This is a genomic window from Kribbella sp. NPDC020701, from assembly GCF_055562215.1.
The window spans coordinates 494,249-520,345 of record NZ_JBVHFT010000002.1 but is presented as its reverse complement, the minus strand read 5'-3'; the positions used below and the strand labels follow the sequence as shown (position 1 = coordinate 520,345).

The following is a 26,097-nucleotide window of genomic DNA, read 5'->3' as shown; positions in this document are numbered from 1 at the left end:
GCGACGAGGTCGTCGCGGCCGGCTCGGGTGATCGGTGGCTCAGCTGGGTGAGTAGAGCCAGGGCTGCTTGAGGTCGTAGAACTCCGGCGGACCGCCGGCCAGAGCGTTCATCTCGTCCATGTCCGCCTGCAGTTCCGGCGGGACCTCCTTCTGCTCTCCTTCGCGGGCCTCGGCCTCGGTGGTGAAGTACATCGCCATCGTGTAGTTGCCTTCGTCGTACATGGCGACCTCGCTGCCGAGGATCTCGGGCCGGAACGCGGCCCATTCGTCCCGGTGCTGCCCCATCACTTCACGCGCGCGCTCCGGGTTGTTGCCGGCGCCCTGCATGACCTGCACGAAGCCGGCTGAGTCCGGGTTCCCCTGCAGATCCAGAACCACGTCCTCGGTGTCGTGGAAGGTGGCGCCGCTGCTGAGCAACGACGAGAACTCGTGCCACCACTTGTCCTGCGCCGGCGAGTCGCTGTTGCGCCGGGCGGCATCAGCGGAGTCGAAGCGAGCCAGCGCGATGAACCGTCCGTCCGCGGTGACACCAGCCGTGGTCCCCAGCCAGCCGGACGCCTCGGGCGCCAGTTCTTCCATCCACCGATCCATCGCGGCGTGTGCCTGCTGGGTGTCGGTGACCTGCCCCTGAATGACCTGAACGAACATGGTGAGACCCTCCCCGTCTCCTCGGACCGTACGTCGGCGTTCTCGACGTTACGCCCGGCTCTCCGCCTCGTCGACGGCCGTTATCGTGACGGTCCGCTGACGCTTCGCACGCTGGGTGCGGGCGAGCATCAACAGGCTCGCAACGACACCGGTGACCCCGAGAGTGATCAGTCGGGCGTCGGTTTTCCACAGGCCGAAGACGAACCAGCAGGACAGCTCGCCGAAGACCAGCGCCCAGGTCCCCTGCGAGATCCCGGTCGGCCGGGACGTCCGGTACGCCGTCCAGAGCGAAGGCGTGACCTGGATGATCGAAGCCGCGGCGAGCAGGGTCCCCAAGCCGATCCGGCCACCCACGACAGTGGCGATGACGAGCAGACCGGCCCAGCCACAGATCCAGCCGATCGCCCGCCGGTTCACCGCACCACGCCGTACCAGCATCACCGAGACGGTGCCGGCCAGCAGGGTGGCGGCTGTGGACGGAAGGCTCGCGGTCCAGTAGCCCGAAGCCATGAAGTAGCCGAACCAGGCCGCGTTGTCGATGCTCGTCAGCGTCGCCCACGACCAGGAGACCCCGGCCGTGTCGCCGGTCCGGCGGAGCTTGAGGATCTGCGGGAGGTACTGCGGAATCCCGAAAACGGCGGCAGCGATGGGCAGAAGGTCGAGCATGGCGCAAGATTACGGCTGAATCTGCGACGATATCGTGCGAATTCATGCTCGCCAGAAGGCGGCAAGGATAGGATCTTTGCCGTGGACGCGATCGATCGCAACATCCTTGCGGTACTGCAGGCCGAGGGCCGGCTGACGGTGACTGAGTTGGCCCAGCGGATCGGGCTGAGTACGGCGCCTTGTCACCGCAGACTGCGGGAGTTGGAGCGGTCCGGGGTGATCTGTGGATATCGCGCGGTCATCGATGGGGCCGCTGTCGGTCACGGGTTCGAGGTACTGCTCGCGGTGACGATGGACCGGGAAGAGTCGGTGGTCGCGTTCGAGGCCGGGCTGGCGGAGATCCCGGAGGTTGTGCACGCCGAGCGGCTGTTCGGGGAGCCGGACTACTTCGTCCGGGTGGCGACCGCGGACATCGCCGCCTTCCAGCGACTGCGCGACGAACGGCTGGCGCGATTGCCCGGAGTGCAGCGGCTCACCTCGACGATCGTGATGAAGAAGGTCGTGGACAACCGCCCGCTGCCAACGTGAACGGTGTGGAAACTGACCCGCTCAAACCCGATTTATCCACAGATTTGGCCGAGTTTCGGCCGGATTCGGTGGAGAAGTCGGGGATGAGCTGGGGATAACTTCCCGAAATCGGTGTGCACAGCTGGGGACACAGATGTGGATAAGCTCAGACCCACTGGGTCGAGACGACGAAGCCGACGGCGATCAGGCCCATGCCGATCAGCAGGTTCCAGTTGCCCAGGTCGTCCATCACCGGGATGTCCTGACCGGCCACGTAGAAGACGACCAGCCAGGCGAGTCCGAGCAGCCAGCACGCCAGCATCAGCGGCGCCACCCAGACGCGGCTGGAGGTACGCGGCTTCTTCGGCGTCTTCTGCGCCTTGACCTTCTCGGTCTTCTTCTTGTTGCGACTGCTCGACTCGGGCACGACTGAACTCCTTGTAAGGACGCATAAGCTAACCGCCGTGGACCTGTGCGGGTCCGGTCCGGGGTAGGGCCTGCCTCATGGTCCCACGCCTACTGCGCGGCACTCGGCACGGCACCTCGCCGCACTGGCGCAAAGGCCACGATGCTCCGCATCGAGACCTTCGCGCCAGCACGCCGATGCACCGCACCGAGCACCTGCTCGCTACGGCGTGGGACCATGAGGCAGGCCCTAGCGTAGTGCAGAGAGCAGCATGGAGATCACGGGTGCGTAGGTTCAAGCGGATTTCGTTGTGGCGTGCGGTCGCGCCGCTGGCGCTGCTGTGCGCCGGTCTGCTGTTCGCGACCAGCGCCACCAACGCCCGTGGCACCGACCTGCGGCCCAGTCGCAACACTACGCTCGCCGGGCTCGTCGAGGAACAGAGCCGCCGCAGCGCGACCCTGGTCCGCCAGCACGCGGCGCTGACCCATGACATCGAGGCCCTGCAGGCACAGCAAGGATCGATCGATCCGAAGCTGGCCAAGCAGCTCGACGACCTGTCGGAGCAGGTCGGGACCAGGCCCGTCACCGGGCCGGGCCTCACCGTCACGCTGCGGGACGCGCCGCCCGAGGTGGTGAAGGACAACCCCGACGTGGACGAGAACTGGCTCGTCATCCACCAGCAGGACATCCAGGCCGTGGTGAACGCACTCTGGGCCGGCGGCGCCGAGGCGATGTCGATCCAGAACCAGCGGGTCATCTCCACCACCGGGGTCAAATGTGTCGGGAACTCCGTCGTCCTGCACGGTGTGCCCTACCTGCCGCCGTACGCGATCACCGCGATCGGCGACCGGCGGAAGCTGCAGAAGGCGCTGGACGACTCGCAGTACATCGAGAACCTGCAGGACTACGTGGTGAAGTTCCAGCTCGGGTACGACGTGAAGAGCCAGTCCTCGATCCAGATGCCGGCCTACGAAGGCACCCTGGACCTCCAGAGCGCCACAGTCCCCGGTTTCGAGCACACCCCTTCGGTCAGCCCGACGGCCAGCGGCCGTTGAGCGCGCAGTAGGCGCGGAAGCACCAGCCACGCCCTAGCTGTCACAATGGTCCGCATGCCGCGGATCCTTGTCGTCGACAACTACGACTCCTTCGTCTACAACCTGGTGCAGTACCTGCAGCAGTTGCAGGCCGATACGACCGTCCTGCGCAACGACGAGGTCACCCCTGACCAGGTCGGCGAGTACGACGGAGTCCTGCTGTCGCCCGGTCCCGGTACGCCGGAAGAGGCCGGCGCGTGCGTGGACATCGTCAAGGAGAAGGGCAGCGAGGTCCCGATCTTCGGCGTCTGCCTCGGCCTGCAGGCGATCGGTGTCGCGTACGGCGGTGTCGTCGGGCGCGCGGACGAGTTGCTGCACGGGAAGACCAGCCAGGTGTTCCACGAGGGCGCGGGCGTGCTCGCCGGACTCCCGTCGCCGTTCACCGCGACCCGGTACCACTCGCTGGCGATCGCCCAGGACACCGTGCCCGACGAGCTGCAGGTGACGGCCCGGACCGAGGCCGGCGTGATCATGGCGGCCCGGCACCGCGACCTCCCGGTCGAGGGAGTGCAGTTCCATCCGGAGTCCGTGCTGACCGAGGGCGGCCACCGGATGCTGGCCAACTGGCTGGCGATCTGCGGTGACCCCGACGCCGTCGCCCGCTCGGCGGGCCTGGCCCCGATCGTCAGCTCAGCCGGCTGACCCACAGCACGAGAAAGCCCCCCGCGATTCTCCGCGGGGGGCTTCTTCTTGTCAGCCGCCGATCGTGATCGGTGGCGTGTTCGGATCCTGGGGAGTGTCCGTCGGCGTCGGCGTGTTCGACGGCGTGTTCTCCGGCAACTGGTTGATCGTCAGGGTGATCGTGCTCCCCTTCGGGGCCTTGGTGCCGGCCTTCACGCTCTGCTTGAGCACGGTGCCGTCGACCGCGTTCGGGTCCTGCCCGGTCGCATAGCCGACCTGGAAGCCGAGCTTCTTCAACTGGTCGGCCGCGTCGTCAGCCGGGACGGTGACGACGTCCGGGACGTCGACCAGCTCCTTGCCGCTCGACACCGTCAGCGTGAACACCTGACCGCTCGGGTACTGCCCGCTCGGGTCCGGGCTGACCGCGAGCACGGTCCCCTCCTTCTCCGCGCTGTCCTGCTTGACCGTCTCTTCCTTGACCTTGAAGTTTCCGGCCGTGCCTTCCAGAGCCTTGCGGGCAGCCGACTCGGACTTGCCGATCACGTCCGGCACCGGGAACGCGCTCCGGCCGGACGAGAACACCACAGTGACGGTCGAGCCTTGCTCTGCCTCGGTCCCCGCGTCCGGCGTCTGCCGGATGGCGGAGCCGCGGCCGACCGTGTCGCTGGTCTCCGCCGGTCCCACTGCGAGCTTCAGGCCTTTGTCGCTGAGCAACTGGGTCGCGTCGGCCACGGACTTCCCGCTCACATCCGGTACGGCGACCTTGGCCGGCGGCGTGTTGGTCGCCGTACCACTGCCCTTGTTGTCGTTGCCGAGATTGGTGAACAGCGCGTAGGCGCCGACCGCGACCGCGACGATGGCCAGGCCGAGCAGGAAGTACGCGAGGCCGCGGTTGCGCCGGGACCGGCTGTCCAGCTCCAGGTCGTCGTCGCCCGGAGGGAGCAGGTCGTCGTCGCCGGCCTGCCGGTACGCCTGGGTCGCGGCGGTCGCCGCGACAGCGGTCGGGGCCATCGCCCGGGTTTCCGACATCGCCCCCACCGGCGCCATCGGCGCGGTGACCTGCTGACCGGCCAACACCCGGTGGATGTCCTGCCGCATCTCCGACGCGCTCTGGTACCGCTCCTCGCGGCTCTTCGCCAGCGCCTTCAGGACGACGGCGTCGACCTCCGGCGGGATGTCCGGGTCGAACGAGGACGGCGGCAGCGGCTGCTCCCGGACGTGCTGGTAGGCCACCGACACCGGGGATTCGCCGACGAACGGCGGGCGGCCGGTGAGCAGTTCGTAGAGCAGGCAGCCGGTCGAGTACAGGTCGGAGCGGGCGTCCACGGTCTCGCCGCGGGCCTGCTCCGGTGACAGGTACTGCGCCGTACCGATGACGGCCGCGGTCTGGGTCATCGTGGACGACGTGTCGGCGACCGCGCGAGCGATCCCGAAGTCCATCACCTTGACCTGGCCCTGCGGGGTCAGCATCACGTTTCCGGGCTTGATGTCGCGGTGCACGATGCCGGCCCGGTGGCTGTAGTCGAGCGCCTCGAGCACGCCGGAGGTGATCTCCAGCGCCCGCTCCGGCATGATCTTGCGACCCTCGCGGATCAGGTCGCGCAGCGTCTTGCCGGTGACCAGTTCCATCACGATGTACGGGATGGTGACGCCGGAGCCGTTCGGGTCCGGCTCCTCGCCGGTGTCGTAGACCGACACGATGGTGGGGTGGTTCAGGGAGGCGGCCGACTGGGCTTCCCGGCGGAATCTGGCCTGGAAGGTGGCGTCACTGGCCAGGTCGACCCGCAGACGTTTGATCGCGACGGCCCGGCCGAGCCGGTTGTCCACGCCCCGTCGGACGTCGGCCATGCCGCCGCGGCCGAGCGGTTCGCCTTCTTCGTATCGGCCGCCGACGAGACGTGCCTGCGATGTCATGACCTCAGCCTTCCAACCTGTCCGGAAACACACTCAATTTGCCCACGGTAACGGCAGCCACACGTGGAACCCCGTTGGAAAGACGCGCTGTCACGGCATCATTCCGTATCGTCGTCATTGGCCCAGCACCGCCTCCATCACCTTCTTGGCGATCGGTGCCGCCAAGGTGCCGCCGGCGATGTCGTTGCGCGGGATGTTCGCGTCCTCGATCAGCACGGCCACCGCGACCTTGGGGTCGTCGGCCGGCGCGAATGCGGTGAACCAGGCGAACGGCGGGCGCTCCTTCGTCGTCTGCGCCGTACCGGTCTTGCCGGCCACCTGGACACCGTCGATCCGGCCCGGCTTGCCGGTGCCGTTGTTCACGACGTCGACCATCATCGCGGTCAGCTGGCTCGCGACCTCCGGAGTGATCGCCTGGTGCAGCGACTCCGGCTTGGTCTCCGACACCGTCTTCAGGTCCGCGGTCTTCACGTTCTGCACCAGATAGGGCTTCATCACCTCGCCCTTGTTCGCGATGCCGGCGGCAACCATCGCCATCTGCAGCGGCGTGGCCCGCACGTCGAACTGGCCGATCGCGGACTGCGCGGTCTGCGGCGCGTTCGGGTCGCCGGGGAACTGGCTCGCGGCCACACCGGACAGCTCGCTCAACGGGCGCTCGCCGAAGCCGAACTTGGCGGCCTGGTCGCGCAGCGCGTCCGGACCGAGGTCCATGCCGACCGAGCCGAACGCGGTGTTGCAGGAGTACCGCAGCGCGATCGTGAGGGTCGCGTTGTTGCTGCCGCCGCAGTTCTTGCCGTCCTCGTTGACCAGCGGAGTGGTGGTCTGCGGCAGCGGCAGCTCGGCCGGCGAGTTCACCTTGGACTCCGGCGTGTACTTGCCGCTGGACAGCGCGGCCGCCGCGGTGACCAGCTTGAAGGTCGAACCCGGCGGATACGTCTCCTGGGTCGCCCGGTTGGTCAGCGGCTTGTCCTTGTCGGCGTTCAGCGTCTTCCAGGCGTTGCCGACCGCGTCCAGGTCGTGCGACGCCAGCTTGTTCGGGTCGTACGACGGCCGGCTCGCCATCGCGAGAATCCGCCCGGTCTTGGGCTCGATCGCCACCACCGCGCCGGTCTTGCCGGCCAGGCCGTCGTACGCCGCCGCCTGAGCCGCCGCGTTCAGGGTCAGCGTGACGCTGCCGCCCTGCTGCGGCCGGTTGCTGATCACGTCGATGATTCGGCGGAACGCCATCGACGGATCGGAGCCGTTCAGCTCGGAGTTCATCGTCAACTCGATGCCGCTGCGGCCGAACAGGTAGGAGTAGAACCCGGTCACCGGGGCGTACGTCGGCCCGGACGGGTAGGTGCGCTGGTACTTGAACCGGTCGTTCGTCGGCTTGCTCTGCGCGATCGGCGTACTCCCGATCAGGATCGGGCCCCGGTTGACCGAGAACTGTGAATCGCGCACCCGGCGGTTGTCGTTGCGGCCGTTGAGCTCGTTCGCCCGGAAGGCCTGCAGGTACGTCGAATTCGCCATCAGCGCGAGCATCAGGATGATCGCGGCCACGGCCAGTCGTCGGATCGCTGAGTTCACTGCTTCTGCACCGCCATCGCGATCGTTTCGTCGGACACTGGAGCGGCCGGGGTCTGTGGCCGGCGGGCCTGGTCGCTGATCCGCAGCAGCAGCGCGATGATCGCCCAGTTCGCGACCAGCGACGTACCGCCGAGCGCCATGAACGGCGTGGCCAGACCGGTCAGCGGGATCAGCCCGGTGACACCGCCGACGATCACGAACACCTGCAGCGCGAACGACATCGCCAGACCGGTCGCGATCAGCTTGCCGAAGATGTCCCGGCAGCCGAGCGCGGTCCGCAGGCCGCGCTCGATGATGAGCGTGTAGATCAGGATGATCGCGATCAGCCCGGTCAGGCCCAGCTCCTCGGCGAACGAGGAGATGATCATGTCGCTGTTCGCGTACAGGGTGATCTCCGGGCGGCCCTGGCCGAGCCCGCGGCCGAGAATGCCGCCCCAGGCCTGGCCCATCAAGCCGTTCGCGACCTGGCCGCCGTCGATCGAGAACGGGTCCAGCCAGTCCTGGATGCGTTTGTGGACGTGGCCGAAGGTCTGGTACGCGAAGTACGCGCCGCCGACGAACAGCACGCCACCGATGATCAGCCACCCGGCCCGCTCGGTGGCGACGTACAGCAGGAAGAGGAACAGGCCGAAGAACAGCAGCGACGAACCGAGGTCGCTTTCGAACACCAGCACACCCAGGCTGACGAACCAGGCGATCAGGATCGGACCGAGGTCGCGGGCCCGCGGCAGGTCGAGGCCGAGGAACCGGTGCCCGGCCAGCGTCAGCACGTCGCGCTTCACCACCAGGTAGCCGGCGAAGAAGACGACCAGGCAAACCTTGGCGAACTCACCGGGCTGGAAGGACATCCCGGCCAGCCGGATCCAGATCCGGGCGCCGTTCAGGTTGACGCCGAGGCCCGGGATCAGCGGCAGCACGAGCAGCACCAGACCGGCCAGTCCGGCGGTGTAGGTGAGGGCCTGCAGGCGGCGGTGATCTCTGATCACGAGGATCACCACCAGGAACAGGATGATGCCGACCGCGGTCCAGGTGATCTGCTGCGGTGCGGCGGCCGCCTTCGGGGTCCGGCCGTTCGCCTCCGCGACCGCGGCCAGGCCGAGGTCGATCCGGTGGATCATCGCGACGCCGAGGCCATTCAGCAGCACGGCACACGGCAGCAGGACGGGATCGGCGTACGGCGCTCTGTAGCGCAGGGCGAAGTGTGCGATCAGGGCGAGCAGGCCGATGCCGGCCGCGTAGTACCCGGTGCTGGCCGGCACCTTGTCCTGGACGGTGATGCCGATGTTCACGTACGCGCCGACCGAGACGCCGATCGCGATGATGAGCAGCAGCAACTCCACCCCGCGCCGGGTGCGCGGGATGATCTGGATGACCGAGGTCGAGGCGATGCTCATCGAACCCCGTCACAGTCGTCCGGGTCGACCGGCGTACTAGGCGTGCCGGACGGTGTCGTGGACGGGCGCGTCGTCACCGGAGTGGTTGCCGGCGGCTTCGGTGGCGTGGACACGGGCGGCGTACTCGGCTTGGGAGTCGGGGTCGGCTTGGGCTTGGCGCACGCGTCGGCGGTCCGTTGCAGCTCATTGACGATCGCGTGCGCGCCGGCCAGGTCGTCGGCCTGGATGTCGCCTTCCACCTGCTGCCGACTGTACGTCGGCAGCTTGTCCACCTGCAGCGTCTGCCGTTCGTACACCTTCGACAGCGTCAGGCCAGGCAGGTCGGCTTCCACTCCCTTGAAGATCGCCACATAGTCGCCGTCGGTGCCGACGTAGTACTGCTTCTGCGTCCAGCTGTACGCGAACCAGCCGCCGCCGACGATCAGGCCGAGGATCACCACCAGTACGGCGATCCGTCGCAACCAGGGGAACCGCTTCGGGGCGCGTGGCGCGTACCGGAGCTCCTCCGGGTCGAGCCCGGCTCCGTGACCACCGCCGTGACCGCCAGCGGCGCTGCGGACCGCGACCGTCGGCTCACCGCGGCCGGTCCCACCCTGCGCCAGCTCAGCGGCGGCGCCGACGAGTTGTGCCGAGGTCCCACTCGTGGGTGGCGTCTCGACCACGTCCGCCACGACGCACGTGACGTTGTCGTTGGACCCGGCCTCGAGGGCGTGCGTGATCAGCTCCACCACGACGGAGTCCGGCGTGCCGTCGGCCATCGAGGCGGCGATCGACTCGTCGCTCACGTAGTCGGGCAGACCGTCGCTGCACAGCATCAGCCGGTCGCCGGCCCGGACGTCGAGGATCTCCAGGTCCGGATCGGAGTCCGGCCGGCCGTCCAGCACCCGCAGGATCAGGTTGCGGTGCGGGTGGGTGAAGGCCTCCTCCTGGGAGATCCGGCCCTCGTCCACCAGCGACTGCACGAAGGTGTGGTCATGGCTCAGCTGGTACAGCAGCCCGTCCCGCATCCGGTACGCGCGGGAGTCGCCGAGATGTGCCAGTCCGAGCTGCTTGCCGTCGAACATCAGCGCGGTGACGGTCGAGCCCATCCCCTCGCGCTCGGGGTCCTCCTCGACCAGCTCGGACAGCCGCTCGTTCGCGCGATGCACCGCACCGGCCAGCGCCTCGATCATGTCCTCGCCGCTGATCTCGCCCGTGTCCAGCCGCCGGATCACCTGGACCGCCGCCGAGCTGGCCACCTCACCGGCGGCCGCACCACCCATTCCGTCGGCGAGCAGCAGCAGGTGCGGACCGGCGTACGCCGAGTCCTCGTTGTTGCGGCGCACCCGTCCGACGTCGGACAGTGCGGCGTAGTCGAGCGAGAGGGTCATCGAGGCAGGCCTACTTAGCGATGTTCAGCGTCGTCCGGCCGATCCGGATCGAGCCGCCGATCTCGGCCGGCACCGGGCGGGTCACCCGCTGGCCGTCCAGATACGTGCCGTTGGTGGAGCCGAGGTCCTCGACCCACCACTGGCCCTCGGACTGGAACAGCCGCGAGTGCCGGGTGGAAGAGTAGTCGTCATCCAGCCGGATCTGACAGTCCGAGCCGCGGCCGATGATCACCGGCTCGTCGACCAGGCTCGCGCCGACGCCGGCCTGCGGGCCGTCCGCGATCGTCACCGATCCGGGCAGGCCCTTGCGCTTCTTCACCGGTTTGGCGGGCTTCGGCGTACGCGAGACCTGCGGTGCTACGGCGACCGCCGCGCGGCTGTCCACCTTCGCGCCGAACAAGTCGGACCTGATCACGGAGAGCACCGCGAGGACGAACATCCACAACAGGGCCAGGAACCCCAGTTTGATCAGGGTCAGGGTCAGTTCCGACATGACGGGCCGGTCACCACCCGCTGCTCGGCGGCTGGGCCATCGGCTCGTCCGCGAGACGCAGCGTCATCGTCGTGTTCCCGATCCGGACGGTCGAGCCGTCGACCAGCTCGGCCTCGGTGGTCCGCCGTCCGTTCACCAGCGTCCCGTTGGTGGAACCCAGGTCGACCAGCACGACCCGGACACCGCCCGGGCCCTCCGGCATCAGCCGGATCTCGGCGTGCCGCCGGGACACACCCGGGTCGTTGATCTGGATGTCCGCGTCGGTGCCGCGGCCGAGCACCACGCCGGGCGGGTTGACCGGGCGGCGCCGGCCGTTCACCTCGAGCATCACCTGCGGGTGACCCCGGCGCGGTGGCTGCTGCGGTGGCGGCGGCGTGCTGTGCATGACCGTCTGGCCGTCGTTCGGCGGCACGTAGGGCTCCTGCTGGTAGGGCTGTTGCTCGTAGGCGGGGGGCCGTCGTTGCGGCGTACCGACCGTGGCACTGACCACCCGGAACTTACCGGTCGGCAGGTCGTCCTGCTGGGTCAGCTCGATCTCGATCGGTCCGGAGAACGTGTACCGCTGGATGTCGGCGTGGTCGCGCAGCTCGTTGGCGAGCTCCGAGTTCAGCGTCCGGCCGTAGGCGTTCAGCCGCTCGAAGTCACCCGGTCCGAGCTCGATGGTGAAGTGATTCGGCACCAGCCGCCGGTCCCGGGACAGGATCCGCGCGGTGTTGTCGATCTCACGCTTGAGCGCCGCCGCCAGCTCGATCGGCTCGACGTCGCCCTTGAACGCACGCGCGAAGACACCGCTCACAATGCCTTCCAGGCGTCGCTCGAAGCGCTGCAGCGGTCGCACGCCTCCTCCTCCACGGTCGGTACTCCATAGTTGGTCCACCGGTCGAGGCGGACACACCGGGTACGACGATCGATCGTATCGGGAGGTTCGACCGAACCCGCAATGTGAAGCTCCGGGACATCCCGTGCTACTGTTCCTTCTCGGTTGCAGATGGCCAGGTGAGAGCCGGGTCAGAGCAGTCAGCGCGCGGGTGGCGGAATAGGCAGACGCGCACGGTTCAGGTCCGTGTGCCCGAAAGGGCGTGGGGGTTCAACTCCCCCCTCGCGCACAGCAAGTCCCGGTCAACGACCGGGACTTCTTGCATTTCCGGGCCGCGCGCAGGGTTCGCGATCACGCGCCGTGCCGGTCCACGCTTCTGTCGGTGCCGGATGCGACCGTAGGGCGATGACGGGGATTCGGGTCGGCATTGCTCAGCCGACGATCAGCGCGGACGCGCGCGTGAACGGGGAAACCGTGCGCGCGTCGATGCGGAAGGCAGCGGCCAAGCGGGCCCGGTTGGTGCAGTTTCCCGAAGGGATGCTGAGCGGGTACGCGAAGGAGCAGATCGCGGACTGGTCGGAAGTCGACTGGGACGGGGTCCGCGCGGAGCTCGAGCAGATCATGGCGCTCGCCGCGGAGTTGCGGCTGTGGGTCGTGCTCGGGTCGGCGCATCCGCTCACGCCACCGCACCGGCCGCACAACAGCCTGTACGTGATCTCCGACACGGGCGAGCTGGTCGACCGGTACGACAAGCGATTCTGCTCACACACCGAGATCAACCACTTCTACTCGCCCGGCTTCGACCCGGTGGTGTTCGACGTCGACGGGTATCGCTTCGGCTGCGTGGTCTGTGTCGAGATCAACTTCCCGCACCTGTTCAGTCAGTACGAGCGTCTCGGCGTCGAGTGCCTCCTGCTCTCGGCGTATCCGGTGGACACGGTGTTCGAGCTGAAGGCCCGCGCGCACGCCGCGATCAACTGCTACTGGATCGCGATGTCCCTGCCCGCCCAGACCCTCGACCTGATGCCGTCCGGCCTGATCACCCCTGCCGGTGCGTACGCCGCCCAGATCACGGGCCTGGCCGACCTCACCGTCATCACCCTCGACCGCGAAGATCCCAACCTGACCGTCCCCCTCACCCACGCCCGTCCCTGGCGGGCCACCGCCCTGAAGGGCGACATCTACCGCACCCGGGCCGTCAGCGACCCGCGCTCCAGCAACCGCACGATGCCCTGATCCGCGTCAGTCGTTGTCGGCTGACTGGAAGGCCTCGATCTCGTCGTAGTAGGCAGCGCGCAGCATCATCGACGCCTGCGGCTCACCGGCGATGTCCGCGAGCTGCGAGCCGAGCAGCGCGGTCATCCCGACCTTGCTCTCGTAGATCGCGTCCTGATCGCGGAGTTCGACGTACTTCTCGAGTGCGTCGACCGCCATCCGGAACGCCGCTACCGGGTCGGCCGCATAGCTCAGCTGGGCGGTGACCGCTGTGAAGAACGCCTCGGTGGCCGGTGCGTCGAGTGACTGTGACGTCGCCACGGCGTCCGCCAACTCGTCGAGATCCACCTGGTCACCGCTGGCCAGCCGGTCGCTGACCAGGTAGAGATCGACGACAGCGGACTCCCGTTCCTGGTTGGCGAACGCCGCCCGCGCCCGATTGGCTGTCGGTGCACCCACCGAGCCCGGACCGAAGTACTGCTCGACCAGCTCATCGAGCGCCGCCACTGCCGGCTGCGGCCGGCGAGGCACGCACTGAGCAGGGTGAACGGCGCCGGCGCCGGTCTGATCGCCTCGAATCCACGCGCCGTCAGGCGCTTGCCGGGACCGAGCGGGAGCTCCTCGCCGATCCGGTCGGCGAGCCCGTGGCCGACGTAGTGCAGCAAGTCGATCCCGGCGCCGAGGTCGTGCACGAGCGCCGACGGCTCAGGCCCTCGGTGGACGCTCGCCGTCATGCCGAGGTCGGTGGCAGCGGCGACGGCCAAGGTTGTCTCCGCGTCGGCATGGACGAGCGCATCCTCGGCCCGGACGACGATCGCCGCGCCCGTCGGCCGGGCGTTCACCAGGTTGCGCGACAAGGAGAGGTTCAGGTCGCGGAGTGCCGGCGAGCGAACAATTCGTTGCCGGAGACCGAGGTAGGTGGTGCCGTCGTGCAGGATCTCGATCGGCAGTTCGCCGAGGTCAGTACTGCTGTCCATCACCACGGCAAGCACCCGCACGCCGTCGATGTGCTCACGGATCTCCGGATCGAGCGCTTGCCACATCGCCTGACAGACCTGCACATGGCGAGGGCTCGGCGGGCTCGCCGCCGGGATCACCCGGCCCGACAGACGGTCTGTCGCGAGCCGCTGCTCGGCGATGAGGTCCCCGACCACCGCCGCCGCGTCGCGGTCGAGAAGCTGGACCGCCACGTCCCCGCGACCGGGTGCGAGCGAAACAAGGATGACGGCGTCGGGCACGGACTCGATGACCAGCACTCCGGTCGACGTGGTTTGCAGCCGCTCGAGCAGCACAGTGATCTCGGAGTGGAACGCCGCGTCCGGCTGCTGCTCCATCGTCCGCAGGACGCGACAGAACTTGCCTTCCTCTTCCTTGAGCGCGAACACCAGGTGCAGGAAGCGGACGACCGCGCGGCTGTCGGTGGGGTCGAGCCGCGCCGCCTCCAGCTTCAGCCAGAGCCGGTAGACGAGGTCGAGGCCCTGACGGACATCGAGGTCCGATCCGCCGGCAGTCGACTCCGCCAGCACGTCTTCGTAGCGGGCGGCGAGCTCGGCCAGTTCCTTGATCAGCCCACCTTCTCGCCCCAATTGGTACTTCGTGAAGGCGACGGCGTACCGGGTTCGGAGAGCTGGTTCGACTCCTACCTGTTCGCCGACCTCGGCCGCTGACGTGAACGGCGCCAGCGCATCCTCGAGCTGCCCGAGCTTGGCGTACTGATTGGCGGCGTTGAACGTCAGTTGGCCGCGCAGGATCACGATCTCGGGTTGATCGGGGAACCCATCGAGCCGCCGCAAGCCATCGCGACGACCGAGGCCATCCCCTCCAACGGTGCGTCATCGAGGACTACCAATCCACCATCGGTGTCCATCGCCCCTCCCGCCCACGAGGACGACCCCCTCCTCACAACAGCTAGGCACGAATCAACCAACGACGCAAGACGGGAAGCCCGCCGATCAGCCGGTCGGCGCGCCCGCTCCGACGGTCGGATGACTGCGTGAGTCGGCCGTTGGGCTGACGCCCTGGCGAGGCCGTGGGTGAGAGGGTGCTGGGCATGGAGCAGGCGCTGGAGTTGGTGGGGCTGACGAAGGTCTTCGGGGCCGAGCGGGCGGTGGATGCGCTCAGCTTGAGTGTGCCGAAGGGGTCGTTCTTCGGGATGTTGGGGCCCAATGGGGCCGGGAAGACGACGTCGTTGTCGATGGCGGTCGGACTGTTGCGGCCGGACGCGGGGACGGCGCGGATCTTCGGGGCGGACGTCTGGGCCGAGCCGGTGCAGGCGAAGGCGAACGTGGGCGTGCTGCCGGACGGGCTGGGGATGCCGGAGCGGTTGACCGGGCGGGAGGTGCTCACCTATCTCGGCCTCTTGCGCGGACTGCCGGAGGACGAGGTCGCCGCGCGTACGTCGGAACTTCTCGAGGTGCTCGAGTTGGATCACGAGGACGACAAGCAGGTGATCGGGTACTCGACCGGGATGCGCAAGAAGCTCGGACTGGCGGTCGCCTTGCTGCACGCACCGCGGTTGCTGGTGCTGGACGAGCCGTTCGAGGCGGTCGACCCGGTGTCGGCGGCGACCATCCGGACGATCCTGAACAGGTTCATCGCCGGCGGTGGTTCGGTGGTGATGTCGAGTCACGTGATGGCGCTGGTCGAGCAGTTGTGCGACCGGGTGGCCGTCGTCGCCGACGGCAAGGTAGTTGCCAACGGCACCATTGCTGAGGTGCAGGCCGGCGGCAGCCTGGAGGATGCGTTCGTGGCGCTGGTCGGTGCATCCACTCGCGGCGCGGAGGGGTTGTCGTGGCTCTCGGCCTGACCTATGCGACATCCCACACGCTGGTCCGGATGCGCCTGGCCGCGTTCCGGCACGCGCTGAAGGACCAGAACCGGCTGACCTGGATCGTGGGCGGCGGGCTCGTCGGCCTGGCGCTCGCCGGCGGCCTGATCTGGGCCGCGGGCAAGGGCGACCTCGATGTTCTCGTCGTCGGGCTCGGCGTGTGGATGCTCGGCTGGGTGATCGGCCCGATGTTCGCGGGCGGCGGTGACGAGACGCTCAAGCCGGAGTACTTCAGCATGCAGCCGCTGTCTCCGCGCACCCTGTCGGCCGGTCTCCTCACCGCCGCGCTGGCCGGAGTCGCGCCCGTCATCAGCCTGCTGGCACTGCTCAGCCTGGTCGTCGTCGGCACGCAACTCTCGATCGCGGCAACCCTGATCGCCTTACCCGCGGTCGTTCTGCAGCTCCTGTGCTTCGTACTGGCGTCGCGGCTGGCGGTCGCGGTCTACGGCGTACTCCTGCAAGTGCGGTCCGGCGCAGTGATCGCGGCACTCGTCAACGCGTTCATCCTCGCCTTTACCGCGCAGGGCTGGGCGCTGATCGTCGCGTTCGTGTCCACCGACGTCCAGGGCACCGTAGCGAAAGCCGCACGCATCGCACCGTCCGGCTGGGGACTGGTCGCGGTTGAGGCGGCCGGCCGCGGAGACTGGCTCCGAGCACTCGGAGCACTCGTCGGTCTCGTACTCTTCGCCGCGTTGATGTTCGCCGTTTGGTCTGCTCTCCTGGTCCGGCGTACGACGGCCACGCGGATCGGACGCAAGCCACGGCGACCGCTGTCCGCCACCGGTCCGGGCAGTGCAGCAGGTGCAAAGGAGCTGCGGTCCTGGACACGCGACCTGCTCTACGGTCATCGGGCCGTGTTCGCGATCAGCTATGGGCTCTTCTTCTGCCTGATGCCACTCGCGATCGGATGGGCGGCCATGCTGCCGTGGGCGGGGCCGGCGGCGGTCGTGATGGCCGGTTCGATGTCCTCCAACCTCTATGGCTCCGACGGTACGGCGCTTTGGACCACGCTGATGATTCCGGGATCAGCCCGGCCGGATGTGCGCGCACGACAGCGTGCATTCCTTCTCGTCTTCGGTCCGCCCACGCTGCTGATCACTCTGCTGCTGACCTGGTGGTCGGGCTACGCCAGCGCCTGGCCGCTCGTGCTCAGCGTGCTGCCGGCTCTCCTCGGTGGCGCGGCCGGTCTGGTCGTGGCCTGCTCGGTGTACGCCGCCGTACCGACGACCGACGCGTACAAGCGGTCCGGCAATCCGCTCAACTCGGGTGAGAACGAGGGCGAGACCATGGGCATCGTCTACTTGATGCTCGTGCTGGTGGCCTTGACCGGAGGCCCGGCGCTCGTCGCCGCCCTCGCCTGGTCGTGGTGGGGCGTGCCGATCGGTGTCTTGTCCGGCGTGCTGGCGTGGTGGTACTTCGGCCGGCTCGCGGCCCGGCGACTCGACCGCCGGGGTCCGGAGTTGCTCACGCTGCTCAGGCACGGTCGATCCGTCATCGGGGAGACCAAGCGGTCCAACCTCGAGAAGCTCCCGCGCTGGCGTCGTACCACGGCCGGGTTCTGCCTGGGGTTCGGTGCGATCCCGCTGTTCCCACAGGCCGTCGTACCGGCGGTCTTCTTGCTCACCGGGAACGACGACACGAAGTCGTGGTTTCTCGCCCTCTACGTGGACAAGCCCTGGCAGTGGGTCGTGGTCGCGGCGATGGCCGTGCTGGGCCTGGCGATGTACACCTACGGCGGGCTTACCTATCTGCGCGCGAAGCCCGTTCCGGATGGCTCGGTCGCGGTAGCCGCAGAATAGGGCTCCCGCGATGGCGGCCCGCGGGGCTCGGGGTGCGGCTGCTCCGGAGCATCCAGACAGCTACGGCGGCCGCGGCGAACAGGCCGGCGATACCGGCGTAGTCGGTGAGACTCATCATCGTTCTTCTCTCAAGGGCGGTTGGCGCTCTGTCGTCACGGCCCCACCCCACCGCCCCGGTCAGGGGGCGGCGAGTTCCGCGAAGTTCTGACCGGAAGTGACGGTCTCTCGCCACGAGCGTGATGGCACAGCGGTGCCGTGTCCTCGGTGTGCCAATGAGAAAGGGCTCGTGCCATCGTTGGAAACCCTGCTTAGGTGGTGCCCGGGAGGTACGGATGATGCAGGACGGCGCGTTACTTGATGCCCGCGAGGAGCAGGCCTACCGGCTGCTGGTCGGCCTGTCGGCGGCGCGGTCCACGGAGCTGGCCGAGGTCGCCGAGCTGACGCAGCACGAGGCGGACGAGGTGCTCCAGCGCCTGCAGGCCAAGGGCCTGGTGACCGTCCAGCAGGCCGACGAGCCGGTGTTCCGCGCGCTCCCGCCGGACGTCGCCCTCGGTACGTCGCTGTTGCGCCGGCAGGAGTCGCTCGAAGCCGACCGGAAGACCGTGGCGGCGTTGAGCGAGGAGTTCCGCGCCAGCGCGAGCCGTCGGGACGCGCACCACCTGGTCGAGGTGATCGTCGGGGCGGCCGCGCTCCGCGAGCGCCTGCGCGACCTGCAGGAGGCCGCGCGCGAGGAGATCCTCTGGTTCTGCCGGGCCAACCCGCTGGCGATGCAGGGCTCCGACAACACCGAGGAGTACGGCGCTCTGTCCCGCGGCGTCCGCTATCGCGCCATCTACGAGCGCGCCCTGCTCGAGAGCCCCGGCGAGCTCGACACCATCGCCGAGGGCATCAGCTGGGGTGAGGAGGCCCGCTCGCTGCCGACGCTGCCGGTCCGGCTCGCGATCGTCGATCGTGCCACCGCGGTCTGCCCACTCGTTCGCGACAACGAACTGGGTATCGGCGAGCCGACGGCCGCCGTGATCAGCCGCGGCCAACTGCTGGACGCGCTGCTCGCGCTCTTCGAGAGCCATTGGGAGCAGGCGACCCCGGTGAAGCTGCAGACCGACGGTCAGCAGGCGACCGAGGGCTTGGACGACTCCGAGCGCTTCCTGCTGTCCTTGCTGGTGGCCGGCGTCCCCGACAAGTCGATCGCGTCCCAGCTGGGCATCAGCCGCCGTACCGTCCAGCGCCGCCTCGACCGGATGATGGCGCTGGCCGGTGTGGACACTCGTACCGGTCTGGCCTTCCAAGCCGCCAAACGCAGCTGGATCTGACAAGAGCCCGCACCCCCGGCCGAAGGGTGCGGGCTCTCGTCACTGGACTACTTGACTCCGTACGCGCGGATCACCGTCTGCGTGATCTTCGCACCGTTGGTGCCGGTCGCCTGCACCTTCAGCGATACGGTGTCGTGCGCGTTCGCGACCACGGCGCCGTAGTGGCCGTGCACACCGACCACGGAGAGCTTCCGCCAGGTCTTGCCCTCGTCGAAGGACGCCCACGCCTGCAGGGTCCGCGCTCCCGGTGACTCGAAGCCCACGACGTGGGTGCGAGCGCCGACCCGACCGGTGAGGTCGGTCGGAACCGTATAGCCGACCTGCTGCAGGGACAGCGGGGTCGCCTTGTCTTCCGCCTGCTTAGCCGACCGGAACTCCCATGAGGTCTCGGTCCGGGTTCCCCAGTTCCACTCGCCTTCGCTGTCGAGCCGGGCGGTCTTCAGATCGAGCTTGTACGCCGCGTCCTCGCTGGACGTGATCACGTCCTCCCACGCGTCCGGCAGTTCGGCCACCACCTGACCGTTCCGCGAGAGTACTGCGGATGCGGACGTGGCCTCACCGACCGTGTAGTGGCCGTCCGCGTCCACGAACGATGGGATCCGCAGCGACAACCGGTCACCGGTCCGAGTCGACACCACACCAGGTGCCGCCGCGGGCCGTACGACCGGACCGAACCACGTCTCGTCCGACGTGCCGTTGCGGTAGCTCTGCGGCAGTGCGGTCATCCCACCGGCCAGCGGGTTCATGTCGTCCCAGGTCCACAGGTGGCTCACCCGGTGCTGCCAGAGCGAGTCACCCGAGGTCACCCACTCCTCCCGCACCTTCGGCGTCTCCACGAACCGCTGGGAGTCGTTCCACGAGTACTGCTGCCACGGACGCCACCCGAACCGCTGCTCCTTGGCCCAGTTGAAGCCGCCGTTGTCGGCGTACCGGGTGGTGATCCGCGCACTGTTCGCCGGTGTCACCTTGTAGGTGATCTTGCTCGGGATGGCCCCGGTCGAGACCTGCTGTACGTCGTACAGGTACGGGCTGGAGGTGGTCAGGGTCAGGTCGATGGTGGCCCGGCCCTGCTTGGCACGGTCGATGAGCTTGCGACCGTCGTTGGACGTGGTGACCATCGCCGGGATCGGCTCCCGGTCCCCGATCGGGCGCCAGACGGTCCACGCCGACCAGTCCGCCGGCCGGACCAGGATCACCGCCGCGGCACCCGCGTTGGCGGCCGCCACGATCTGGTCGTGCTCGCTGCCGTTCCCCCAGCCGTCCTCGCTGGAGTCCAGCACCGCCAGCGCACCCGTCACGCCCTTCAGCGAGGAGTCCGCGTACACGAGCGGGAACCGCTTCTTGCCTTCGTACGACGGCGACTGGTGCAGCAGGTTGATATCGAGCGGCCCGGTCACCCCGGACACCGACGCCAGGACCAGCGGTGCGACGAGCTGCCAGCGGGACGAGAACTCGAAGCTGCCGTCCTTGACCGGCTTGGTCGGCGTCACGTTCACCTGCTTGACCGTGCTGAAGTGCATCACGCCGTGGCTGATCGACCGGCCGTTCCCGTACTCGCGGTGCACGTAGTAGCTCAGGATTGCCTGCTGCTCCGACGGCTTGGGCGTCTGGATGGTGATCGGCACCGCCTTGCGTGCGTCGATGACGATCTCGGTGTCCTTGGTGACCACGATGTTCGGGTCGGTGAACAGGCTGACCTGCTCGTCCTGCGGGTCGTAGTTCTCCACCAGGGAGTGCAGCAGGTACGTGCCCTCCTCGATCTCGGCGGTGTACGTCTCGCCGTCCCCGATCCACGCCAGGACGTCGGACCGCGAGTTGTCGCCGTACAGCGAGATGACCGGGACTCCGGTCGGCTGTCCGTCCAGGCCGACGGCGCGCAGCGTCACCTTGTGCTTCGGGCCGGACCGGAGGGCGCCGACCGCGGTGTGGGTGACGACCCCATCGGGGCCGGTGGCAACGATCCAGCCGCTGTACTGACCACGACCGAGCTTGGCCGGGTCCAGGGACAGCGGGACGTCCGCGCTGCCGTTGGCCGGGACCGTGACGGTCGCCGGGATGCTCAAGCCGTCGGTCTCCGGCTTGTTGTCGTCCAGGTTGGTCATCTGGACGGACAGGCTCAGAGTGACCGGACTGCCGGAGTCGTTGCGGTAGGTGATGGTCCGGGTGCCCGCGTCACCGGTCTGCAGGCCGAAGTCCGCGACGCCGCTGGCGGTGACCTTCTGCGCGACCGCCCTGGTCAGGTCCACCCGGCCGGCGCCCTGGGCATAGACGGTCTGGTTCGGCTGGGTCTTGGCGGTGCTGACCAGCGCGTTCTTCAGCTGGTCGGCCTTCCAGTCCGGGTGCTGCTGTGCGAGCAGCGCCGCGGCTCCGGCCACGTGCGGCGTGGCCATCGACGTACCGGAGGCGGCCGTGTAGAGGTTGTCCACAGGCTGGCCCATGGCTGTGTCCTTCGCCCGGGCGGCGATGATGTCGACCCCCGGCGCGGTGATCTCCGGCTTGAGACCGGCGTCGCCGAGCCGCGGTCCACGGCTGGAGAACTCGGCCAGGGCGTCGTTGCGGTCCACGGCTCCGACGGTCAACGCGGACGCGGCGGCGCCCGGCGTACCGACCGTCTCGTCCTGGCCCTCGTTGCCGGCCGCGACGACGAATAGCGTGCCGGTCTGCGCGGTGATGTCGTTGACCGCCTGGCTGAGCGGGTCGGTGCCGTCGGTGGCCCCGCCGCCGAGGCTCATGTTGACGACCTTCGCGCCCTCGGCGGCGGCCCACTCCATCCCGGCGATGATCCAGGAGTCGTAGCCGTACCCGTCGTCGCCGAGCACCTTGCCGACGAGCAGGTCCGCCTTCGGTGCGACGCCCTTCCGGGTCCCGCCGGCGCCGGCTCCGGTGCCCGCGATCGTCGCGGCGACGTGCGTACCGTGGCCGAAGTGGTCCTCCGCGCCGCTCGCGCTGCCGGAGAAGTCCTGGGTCTCCTTGACCTTGCCGACCAGGTCCGGGTGCGTCGCGTCGACGCCGGTGTCCAGTACGGCGACCTCGACGCCGGAGCCCTCGTAGCCGGCCTTCCACGCGTCGGGTGCACCGATCTGCGGGACGCTCTTGTCGAGCACCGGACGGACCTTGCCGTCGAGCCAGATCTTGGTCACGCCGCTGTTCAGCACCCGCGCGCCGGGGGCCGGCTTGAGCGACTTCCACAGTTCAGGCAGCTGGTCCTTGGCCGCGTCCACGGCTCGGCCGCCGATCGACGGGAGGTCCCGGGTGGTCGACGTACCGGGCAGGGCTTGAGAGCCGCGGAGGCCGGCGCTGTCCTTGACGATCAGCGGGAGTTGCCGGGCGGCGGAGTCGCCGTACCCGTCGGCGATCAGCTCATCGACGTCGAACAGGTCCACGTCGAGTACGCCGGTGGAGACGTACGGTACGGCGTCACTCGGCAGGACGCGGAGTCCGCCGTCGGCCTCGATGGTGTGGAACGAGACGCCTTCGCGGCCCGCGGCCGGGCGGACGGTGGCCGCCTTCTTGCCGGCGCCGGCGTCGGTCACCTCGACGACGTCTCCGGTGATCAGGGTGACTGTCGCGGTCGTCGGGCCGGTGTTCCCGGCCCGTGGTGGGGAGGCGGCGGCGGGTGTTACCGACGCCGCGCCCAGGGCGAGCATCGCCGCGAGGGTGGCGGCGGTGGTCCGTTGGGGGGACATAGTTCTCCTTCGAGAGGTTTGGGGCAGGCACACCTCTTCTTCCGACAGAGTTTGCAATCAGGTCACAGGGATCCGCCCTGTCCATCACTGCCTTCCTTGCGACATGGCGCAACCACGCCATACTGATGGCCTCGCCTCCGGCTCGGCGGGTCATGCGGCCCTTGGCTCCCGGCCTTCCCTCGTCGTTCCGGTCGCTTCGCTCCCTACACTCCTCAGTCCAGGCCGGGAGGGCCCCATGACACAGCAACTGATCCGCCGGTGGGCGTGGGTCGGGACGTTCGTGATCGGGGCGGGGTTGTATCTGGCCGTGCTCGCCGTCCTCACCGACACCGGGAACCCGAACCTGTTCCCGACCCTGATCCTGCTCGGCGCGATGGTCGTACCGCTGACGTTCGTCACGTTCGCGGACGGCCGGTCCGGGCGCTGGCTGATCGACGGCCCGACCCTCGGTGGCTGCCTGCTGTTCGGTGGCGTGGTCGGCGTGGCCGTCGCGGGTCTGCTCGAGTACAAGGCGATGCGGCGACTGGGCACCCTGCCGATGGTCGGGGTCGGGCTGATCGAGGAGGCCGCCAAGCTGATCGTGCCGGTGATCCTGGTGGTGTTCTTCGGGACCCGGTACCGGACCTCGATCGGCCGCGGCATCGTCATCGGGGTCGCGGTCGGCACCGGGTTCGCCGTCCTCGAGACCATGGGTTACGCGTTCGTCGCGCTGCTGCAGTCCGGCGGGAGCGTCGGGGACGCCGAGCAGACGCTGTTCATCCGCGGCCTGCTGTCACCGGCCGGGCACGCGGCCTGGACCGGGCTCGCCTGCTGGGGTCTGTGGCGGTTCGTGACAGAGCCGACCGGCAAACACTTCGCCTTCTTCGTCGCCATGTACGCGCTGGCCGTGGCCCTGCACACCACGTGGGACGGCATCGGCGGCTGGATCACGTACCTCATCGTCGGCGCGATCTCCATCGGCCTCCTGCTCTTCGGCCTCAAGCAGGCCCAGCGCGCGGACACCTTGGTCCCTGCCTAGACAAAGTGTCCAGGATGGACTTACTGTCCACACGTGAAACCTGACCAGCTCGCGCCGATCGGCGAGGCGCTCGCGCGGTTGCTGTCGCCGCACGCCGAGGTCGTGCTGCACGATCCGGCCACCGACGAGATCGCCGCGATCTGGAACCCGTTGTCCGGACGCGAGCCTGGCGATCCCTCGCTCCTCGGCGAGCTCGAGGAGCTGACCGCCACGGGCGACGACGTGTACGGCCCGTATCCCAAGACGCTGTCCGACGGTCGGCGGCTGTCCAGCGTCACCGCCGTGATCCGGGACGACGACGGCGCACCGGCGTACGTGCTGTGCGTGAACGTCGACCGGACCGCGTTCGAGGAGGCGAGCCGGTTGCTGGCCGCGTTCGCCGCGCCGGTCGCCGGGCAGCCGCGAGTGCTGTTCGAGCACGACTGGTCCGAGACGCTCAACGAGATCGTCGCCGAGTATGTCCGCGAGCGTGGCGTCGCGGTTGAACGCCTGAGCAAGACGGACCGGTTGGAGTTGCTCGGCCGGCTCGACGCGGCGGGCGTGCTCAGTCAACGGCGATCCGTGCCGGCCGTCGCCCGCGCACTGCGGGTCTCCCGGTCCGCGCTCTACCAACTCCTCGCTCAGACCCGGAAGGAGCCGAATGCCGACCCTGCCTGACTTCCGGTTGGAGACGTACTTCGCGCAGTGGGAGTTCAGTGCCCGCTACCACCTGACCGCCTCCGACGCGCAGACGTTGCCGATGTCCGAGCTGCTCGCCTTGGCCGACGACGACGGTCGCGAGCGGTGGGAGTCGCTCGCCCTCGGCTACACCGAGACGCGCGGTCTACCGGCGTTGCGCGAGGAGATCGCCGCGACCTACTCGGAGGCACAGGCTGAGGACATCCTGTGCTTCGCAGGTGCTGAAGAGGCGATCTACCTGGCGATGCGGACCCTGCTCGAGCCGACGGACCACATCGTCGTACTGACGCCGAACTACCAGGCGGCCGAGACGATCCCGCTGTCCGTCTGCGAGGTGACCGGCGTCGCGCTGCGGCCCGAGGACGACTGGGCGCTGGACGTCGACGCGGTCGAGCGTGCGCTCCGGCCGAACACTCGGATGGTGTCGGTCAACTTCCCGAACAACCCGACCGGCGCGGTCCCGTCGCTCGACAGCTGGCACCGGTTGGTCCAACTGTGCGACGAGCGAGGGATCACGCTGTTCAGCGACGAGGTGTACCGCGGCCTCGAGCTCGAGGTGCCATCGTTGCCCCAAGCAACAGACCTGTCCGGTACGGCGCTCTCCCTCAACGTGATGTCCAAGGCGTACGGACTGCCCGGCCTGCGGATCGGCTGGATCGCCTGCCGGGACCGGGCCGTGCTGGACAAGCTCGAACGCGCAAAGCATTACACGACGATCTGCAACTCCGCGCCGAGCGAGGTGCTTGCGCTGATCGCCCTGCGGGCGCGCGACCTGCTGCTCGAGCGGAACCGGTCGATCGTTGCGGCGAACCTGCCGTTCTTCGCAGACTTCTTCGCGCGGTATCCCGAGCTTTTCGAGTTCGCGGCGCCGGATGGCGGCTGCGTCTGTTATCCGCGGTACCTCGGTGCCGACGGTGTCGAGACGATGTGCACCGAGCTCGTCGAGGAGGCCGGCGTACTGCTGTTGCCGTCGAGCATCTACAGCTCCACGTTGACCGAGACACCGACCGATCGCTTCCGCGTCGGCCTCGGCCGTCGGGATCCCTCTGAGGCCCTCGATGTCTGGGCTACCTGGTTGGAGAAGCGCGGATGACTCTGCCGGTAATCGGCCTCGACGAGATTGCCCGGATCGCCACGCCTGCCGTGGTGTTCGCCGCGGTGCGGGACGCGTTGATCGCCCACGCCGAGGGCCGTACGTCGGTCCCCGCGCCGATGGTGCTCGACTTTCCGGAGCACTCCGGCGACTGTCACGTGAAGGCCGGGTACGTCGACGGGTCGCCGTACTTCGCGGTGAAGATCGCGAGCACATTTGCCTCGGTCAACAACGGGCTGATGCTCGTCGTCGACGCGACCACGGGTGCCCCCGCCGCGGTGCTCGCGGACGAGGGTCAGCTGACGGCCTGGCGTACGGCGGCGGCCGGCGCGCTGATCACCGACGCGATGACGCCGGCCGACGTCGACGAGGTCGCCGTACTCGGGACCGGCGAACAGGCTCTGATGCAGGTGCAGTGGTTGCGGGAGTTGCGACCGCTGCGACGCGTGCACGTGTGGGGGCGCCGTCCCGAGGCTGTGGACAAGTTATGTGCCGCGTTCGTGGCAGCTGGCTTGGATGCCCAGCCGTACGCCGCCGGTGGTGCTGCGTGTGTGATTGCGACAACCGCCGCCCGTGAGCCGTTGCCGGTTGAGCTGTTCCGGTCCGCGATCCACGTCACCGGGATCGGCACCGACATGCCGGGCAAGGGTGAGTTGCCGGTCTCCGTGTTCGAGGGCGCTTTGGTTGCCACCGACGACCACGCGCAGTGCCTCGACCACGGTGACTTCGGCAACGCCGTCCGGGCCGGGGTCGTGGCCGACGACGTGGACCTCGCGGTTGGCGCCGTACTGCGGGACGGCGTGGACCGCACGCGCCGATCGGTCGCCGACCTGACCGGAATTGGTGCCCTGGACGCGGCGGTCTCGGCAGCAGTCCTGAATCAGTAGCCCTGACGGCTCAGTTTCCCGTCAGTAGGGTGAGACGGCTGTGCTGAGCCATGGACAACGCGTGCTGGACTGAGTACGGTCC

23 protein-coding genes and 1 tRNA gene are annotated in these 26,097 nt (G+C 68.7%); 12 read left to right on the top strand and 12 right to left on the bottom strand.

Annotation, left to right across the window (positions count from 1 at the left end; all coding sequences use genetic code 11):
• Positions 1–39: 39 nt before the first annotated feature.
• Positions 40–648 (bottom strand): hypothetical protein, encoded by a 609-nt coding sequence (locus tag ACZ3HV_RS06000; RefSeq protein ID WP_465681375.1) that lies wholly within the window; start codon positions 646–648, stop codon positions 40–42.
• Between the two features lie 48 nt (positions 649–696).
• Positions 697–1,314: a hypothetical protein gene (locus tag ACZ3HV_RS05995; protein WP_465681373.1), complete on the bottom strand. Its 618-nt coding sequence runs from the start codon at positions 1,312–1,314 to the stop codon at positions 697–699.
• 81 nt (positions 1,315–1,395) lie between these two features.
• Between ACZ3HV_RS05995 and ACZ3HV_RS05990 the strand changes: the two genes are divergently transcribed.
• Entirely contained in the window at positions 1,396–1,842 is a 447-nt protein-coding gene (locus tag ACZ3HV_RS05990; RefSeq protein ID WP_465681371.1) for an Lrp/AsnC family transcriptional regulator, read from the top strand.
• Positions 1,843–1,987: 145 nt separating this feature from the next.
• Here ACZ3HV_RS05990 and ACZ3HV_RS05985 read toward each other — a convergent pair whose 3' ends face one another.
• Positions 1,988–2,248: a cell division protein CrgA gene (locus tag ACZ3HV_RS05985; RefSeq protein ID WP_360363560.1), complete on the bottom strand. Its 261-nt coding sequence runs from the start codon at positions 2,246–2,248 to the stop codon at positions 1,988–1,990.
• 263 nt (positions 2,249–2,511) lie between these two features.
• Between ACZ3HV_RS05985 and ACZ3HV_RS05980 the strand changes: the two genes are divergently transcribed.
• A complete protein-coding gene (locus tag ACZ3HV_RS05980; RefSeq protein WP_360363562.1) occupies positions 2,512–3,282 on the top strand; it encodes a DUF881 domain-containing protein in 771 nt (256 codons plus the stop codon).
• 54 nt (positions 3,283–3,336) lie between these two features.
• Positions 3,337–3,963: an aminodeoxychorismate/anthranilate synthase component II gene (locus tag ACZ3HV_RS05975; RefSeq protein ID WP_360363563.1), complete on the top strand. Its 627-nt coding sequence runs from the start codon at positions 3,337–3,339 to the stop codon at positions 3,961–3,963.
• A gap of 51 nt (positions 3,964–4,014) precedes the next feature.
• Here ACZ3HV_RS05975 and pknB read toward each other — a convergent pair whose 3' ends face one another.
• From pknB to ACZ3HV_RS05945, 6 genes are all read right to left on the bottom strand, one after another.
• Complete coding sequence (gene pknB / locus ACZ3HV_RS05970) at positions 4,015–5,856, bottom strand: Stk1 family PASTA domain-containing Ser/Thr kinase (RefSeq protein WP_465681368.1); 1,842 nt, start codon at positions 5,854–5,856, stop codon at positions 4,015–4,017.
• Positions 5,857–5,970: 114 nt separating this feature from the next.
• The gene (locus ACZ3HV_RS05965; RefSeq protein ID WP_465681366.1) at positions 5,971–7,425 is read right to left on the bottom strand and encodes a peptidoglycan D,D-transpeptidase FtsI family protein; all 1,455 of its coding nucleotides are present in this window, start codon (positions 7,423–7,425) and stop codon (positions 5,971–5,973) included.
• Entirely contained in the window at positions 7,422–8,819 is a 1,398-nt protein-coding gene (locus ACZ3HV_RS05960) for an FtsW/RodA/SpoVE family cell cycle protein (RefSeq protein ID WP_465681364.1), read from the bottom strand. The genes ACZ3HV_RS05965 and ACZ3HV_RS05960 overlap by 4 nt, the downstream gene beginning before the upstream one ends.
• On the bottom strand, positions 8,816–10,189 hold the full coding sequence (locus ACZ3HV_RS05955; RefSeq protein WP_465681362.1) for a PP2C family protein-serine/threonine phosphatase: 1,374 nt from the start codon (positions 10,187–10,189) through the stop codon (positions 8,816–8,818). The genes ACZ3HV_RS05960 and ACZ3HV_RS05955 overlap by 4 nt, the downstream gene beginning before the upstream one ends.
• A gap of 10 nt (positions 10,190–10,199) precedes the next feature.
• Positions 10,200–10,682 (bottom strand): FHA domain-containing protein FhaB/FipA, encoded by a 483-nt coding sequence (locus tag ACZ3HV_RS05950; protein WP_465681360.1) that lies wholly within the window; start codon positions 10,680–10,682, stop codon positions 10,200–10,202.
• Positions 10,683–10,692: 10 nt separating this feature from the next.
• Positions 10,693–11,520 (bottom strand): FhaA domain-containing protein, encoded by an 828-nt coding sequence (locus ACZ3HV_RS05945; RefSeq protein ID WP_465681358.1) that lies wholly within the window; start codon positions 11,518–11,520, stop codon positions 10,693–10,695.
• A gap of 184 nt (positions 11,521–11,704) precedes the next feature.
• Between ACZ3HV_RS05945 and ACZ3HV_RS05940 the strand changes: the two genes are divergently transcribed.
• Both ACZ3HV_RS05940 and ACZ3HV_RS05935 read left to right on the top strand, forming a co-directional pair.
• Positions 11,705–11,788, top strand: a tRNA-Leu gene (locus ACZ3HV_RS05940).
• A gap of 116 nt (positions 11,789–11,904) precedes the next feature.
• Positions 11,905–12,735, top strand: coding sequence for a carbon-nitrogen hydrolase family protein (locus tag ACZ3HV_RS05935; protein WP_465681356.1), 831 nt, complete (start codon positions 11,905–11,907; stop codon positions 12,733–12,735).
• A 6-nt stretch (positions 12,736–12,741) separates the two neighbouring features.
• On the opposite strand, the gene ACZ3HV_RS05930 is transcribed toward ACZ3HV_RS05935, so the two are convergent.
• Both ACZ3HV_RS05930 and ACZ3HV_RS05925 read right to left on the bottom strand, forming a co-directional pair.
• The gene (locus ACZ3HV_RS05930; RefSeq protein ID WP_465681354.1) at positions 12,742–13,035 is read right to left on the bottom strand and encodes a hypothetical protein; all 294 of its coding nucleotides are present in this window, start codon (positions 13,033–13,035) and stop codon (positions 12,742–12,744) included.
• Complete coding sequence (locus ACZ3HV_RS05925; protein ID WP_465681353.1) at positions 12,966–14,507, bottom strand: CHAT domain-containing protein; 1,542 nt, start codon at positions 14,505–14,507, stop codon at positions 12,966–12,968. The genes ACZ3HV_RS05930 and ACZ3HV_RS05925 overlap by 70 nt, the downstream gene beginning before the upstream one ends.
• 257 nt (positions 14,508–14,764) lie before the next feature.
• On the opposite strand from ACZ3HV_RS05925, the gene ACZ3HV_RS05920 reads away from it, so the two are divergent.
• From ACZ3HV_RS05920 to ACZ3HV_RS05910, 3 genes are all read left to right on the top strand, one after another.
• Entirely contained in the window at positions 14,765–15,520 is a 756-nt protein-coding gene (locus ACZ3HV_RS05920; RefSeq protein ID WP_465681351.1) for an ABC transporter ATP-binding protein, read from the top strand.
• On the top strand, positions 15,505–17,340 hold the full coding sequence (locus ACZ3HV_RS05915; protein WP_465681349.1) for a hypothetical protein: 1,836 nt from the start codon (positions 15,505–15,507) through the stop codon (positions 17,338–17,340). Before ACZ3HV_RS05920 ends, ACZ3HV_RS05915 begins: the two co-directional genes overlap by 16 nt.
• Before the next feature lie 332 nt (positions 17,341–17,672).
• Positions 17,673–18,653: a helix-turn-helix domain-containing protein gene (locus ACZ3HV_RS05910; protein WP_465681347.1), complete on the top strand. Its 981-nt coding sequence runs from the start codon at positions 17,673–17,675 to the stop codon at positions 18,651–18,653.
• Positions 18,654–18,700: 47 nt separating this feature from the next.
• Here the strand turns inward: ACZ3HV_RS05910 and ACZ3HV_RS05905 are convergent, their stop codons facing one another.
• Positions 18,701–22,339: a S8 family serine peptidase gene (locus ACZ3HV_RS05905; protein ID WP_465681345.1), complete on the bottom strand. Its 3,639-nt coding sequence runs from the start codon at positions 22,337–22,339 to the stop codon at positions 18,701–18,703.
• 235 nt (positions 22,340–22,574) lie between these two features.
• Here ACZ3HV_RS05905 and ACZ3HV_RS05900 point away from each other — a divergent pair, with 235 nt between their 5' ends.
• Genes ACZ3HV_RS05900 through ACZ3HV_RS05885 form a run of 4 tightly spaced genes read left to right on the top strand, consistent with a single transcriptional unit; the run spans position 22,575 to position 26,015 of the window.
• Positions 22,575–23,357 (top strand): PrsW family intramembrane metalloprotease, encoded by a 783-nt coding sequence (locus ACZ3HV_RS05900; RefSeq protein ID WP_465681343.1) that lies wholly within the window; start codon positions 22,575–22,577, stop codon positions 23,355–23,357.
• 33 nt (positions 23,358–23,390) lie between these two features.
• Positions 23,391–24,014, top strand: a complete 624-nt coding sequence (locus ACZ3HV_RS05895) for a helix-turn-helix transcriptional regulator (protein WP_465681341.1) — start codon at positions 23,391–23,393, stop codon at positions 24,012–24,014.
• Entirely contained in the window at positions 23,998–25,128 is a 1,131-nt protein-coding gene (locus ACZ3HV_RS05890) for an aminotransferase class I/II-fold pyridoxal phosphate-dependent enzyme (protein ID WP_465681339.1), read from the top strand. Before ACZ3HV_RS05895 ends, ACZ3HV_RS05890 begins: the two co-directional genes overlap by 17 nt.
• Positions 25,125–26,015 carry an ornithine cyclodeaminase family protein gene (locus ACZ3HV_RS05885; protein WP_465681337.1) on the top strand — a complete coding sequence of 297 codons (891 nt, stop codon included), beginning with the start codon at positions 25,125–25,127 and terminating at the stop codon, positions 26,013–26,015. Before ACZ3HV_RS05890 ends, ACZ3HV_RS05885 begins: the two co-directional genes overlap by 4 nt.
• Positions 26,016–26,097 lie beyond the last annotated feature (82 nt).

Coding starts and splice junctions, on each gene's coding strand:
- ACZ3HV_RS05910 (WP_465681347.1), top strand. CDS start 17,673: ATGATGCAGGACGGCGCGTTACTTGATGCCCGCGAGGAGCAGGCCTAC.
- ACZ3HV_RS05935 (WP_465681356.1), top strand. CDS start 11,905: ATGACGGGGATTCGGGTCGGCATTGCTCAGCCGACGATCAGCGCGGAC.
- ACZ3HV_RS05975 (WP_360363563.1), top strand. CDS start 3,337: ATGCCGCGGATCCTTGTCGTCGACAACTACGACTCCTTCGTCTACAAC.
- ACZ3HV_RS05960 (WP_465681364.1), bottom strand. CDS start 8,819: ATGAGCATCGCCTCGACCTCGGTCATCCAGATCATCCCGCGCACCCGG.
- ACZ3HV_RS05950 (WP_465681360.1), bottom strand. CDS start 10,682: ATGTCGGAACTGACCCTGACCCTGATCAAACTGGGGTTCCTGGCCCTG.
- ACZ3HV_RS06000 (WP_465681375.1), bottom strand. CDS start 648: ATGTTCGTTCAGGTCATTCAGGGGCAGGTCACCGACACCCAGCAGGCA.
- ACZ3HV_RS05920 (WP_465681351.1), top strand. CDS start 14,765: ATGGAGCAGGCGCTGGAGTTGGTGGGGCTGACGAAGGTCTTCGGGGCC.
- ACZ3HV_RS05890 (WP_465681339.1), top strand. CDS start 23,998: ATGCCGACCCTGCCTGACTTCCGGTTGGAGACGTACTTCGCGCAGTGG.
- pknB (WP_465681368.1), bottom strand. CDS start 5,856: ATGACATCGCAGGCACGTCTCGTCGGCGGCCGATACGAAGAAGGCGAA.
- ACZ3HV_RS05955 (WP_465681362.1), bottom strand. CDS start 10,189: ATGACCCTCTCGCTCGACTACGCCGCACTGTCCGACGTCGGACGGGTG.
- ACZ3HV_RS05900 (WP_465681343.1), top strand. CDS start 22,575: ATGACACAGCAACTGATCCGCCGGTGGGCGTGGGTCGGGACGTTCGTG.
- ACZ3HV_RS05885 (WP_465681337.1), top strand. CDS start 25,125: ATGACTCTGCCGGTAATCGGCCTCGACGAGATTGCCCGGATCGCCACG.
- ACZ3HV_RS05995 (WP_465681373.1), bottom strand. CDS start 1,314: ATGCTCGACCTTCTGCCCATCGCTGCCGCCGTTTTCGGGATTCCGCAG.
- ACZ3HV_RS05905 (WP_465681345.1), bottom strand. CDS start 22,339: ATGTCCCCCCAACGGACCACCGCCGCCACCCTCGCGGCGATGCTCGCC.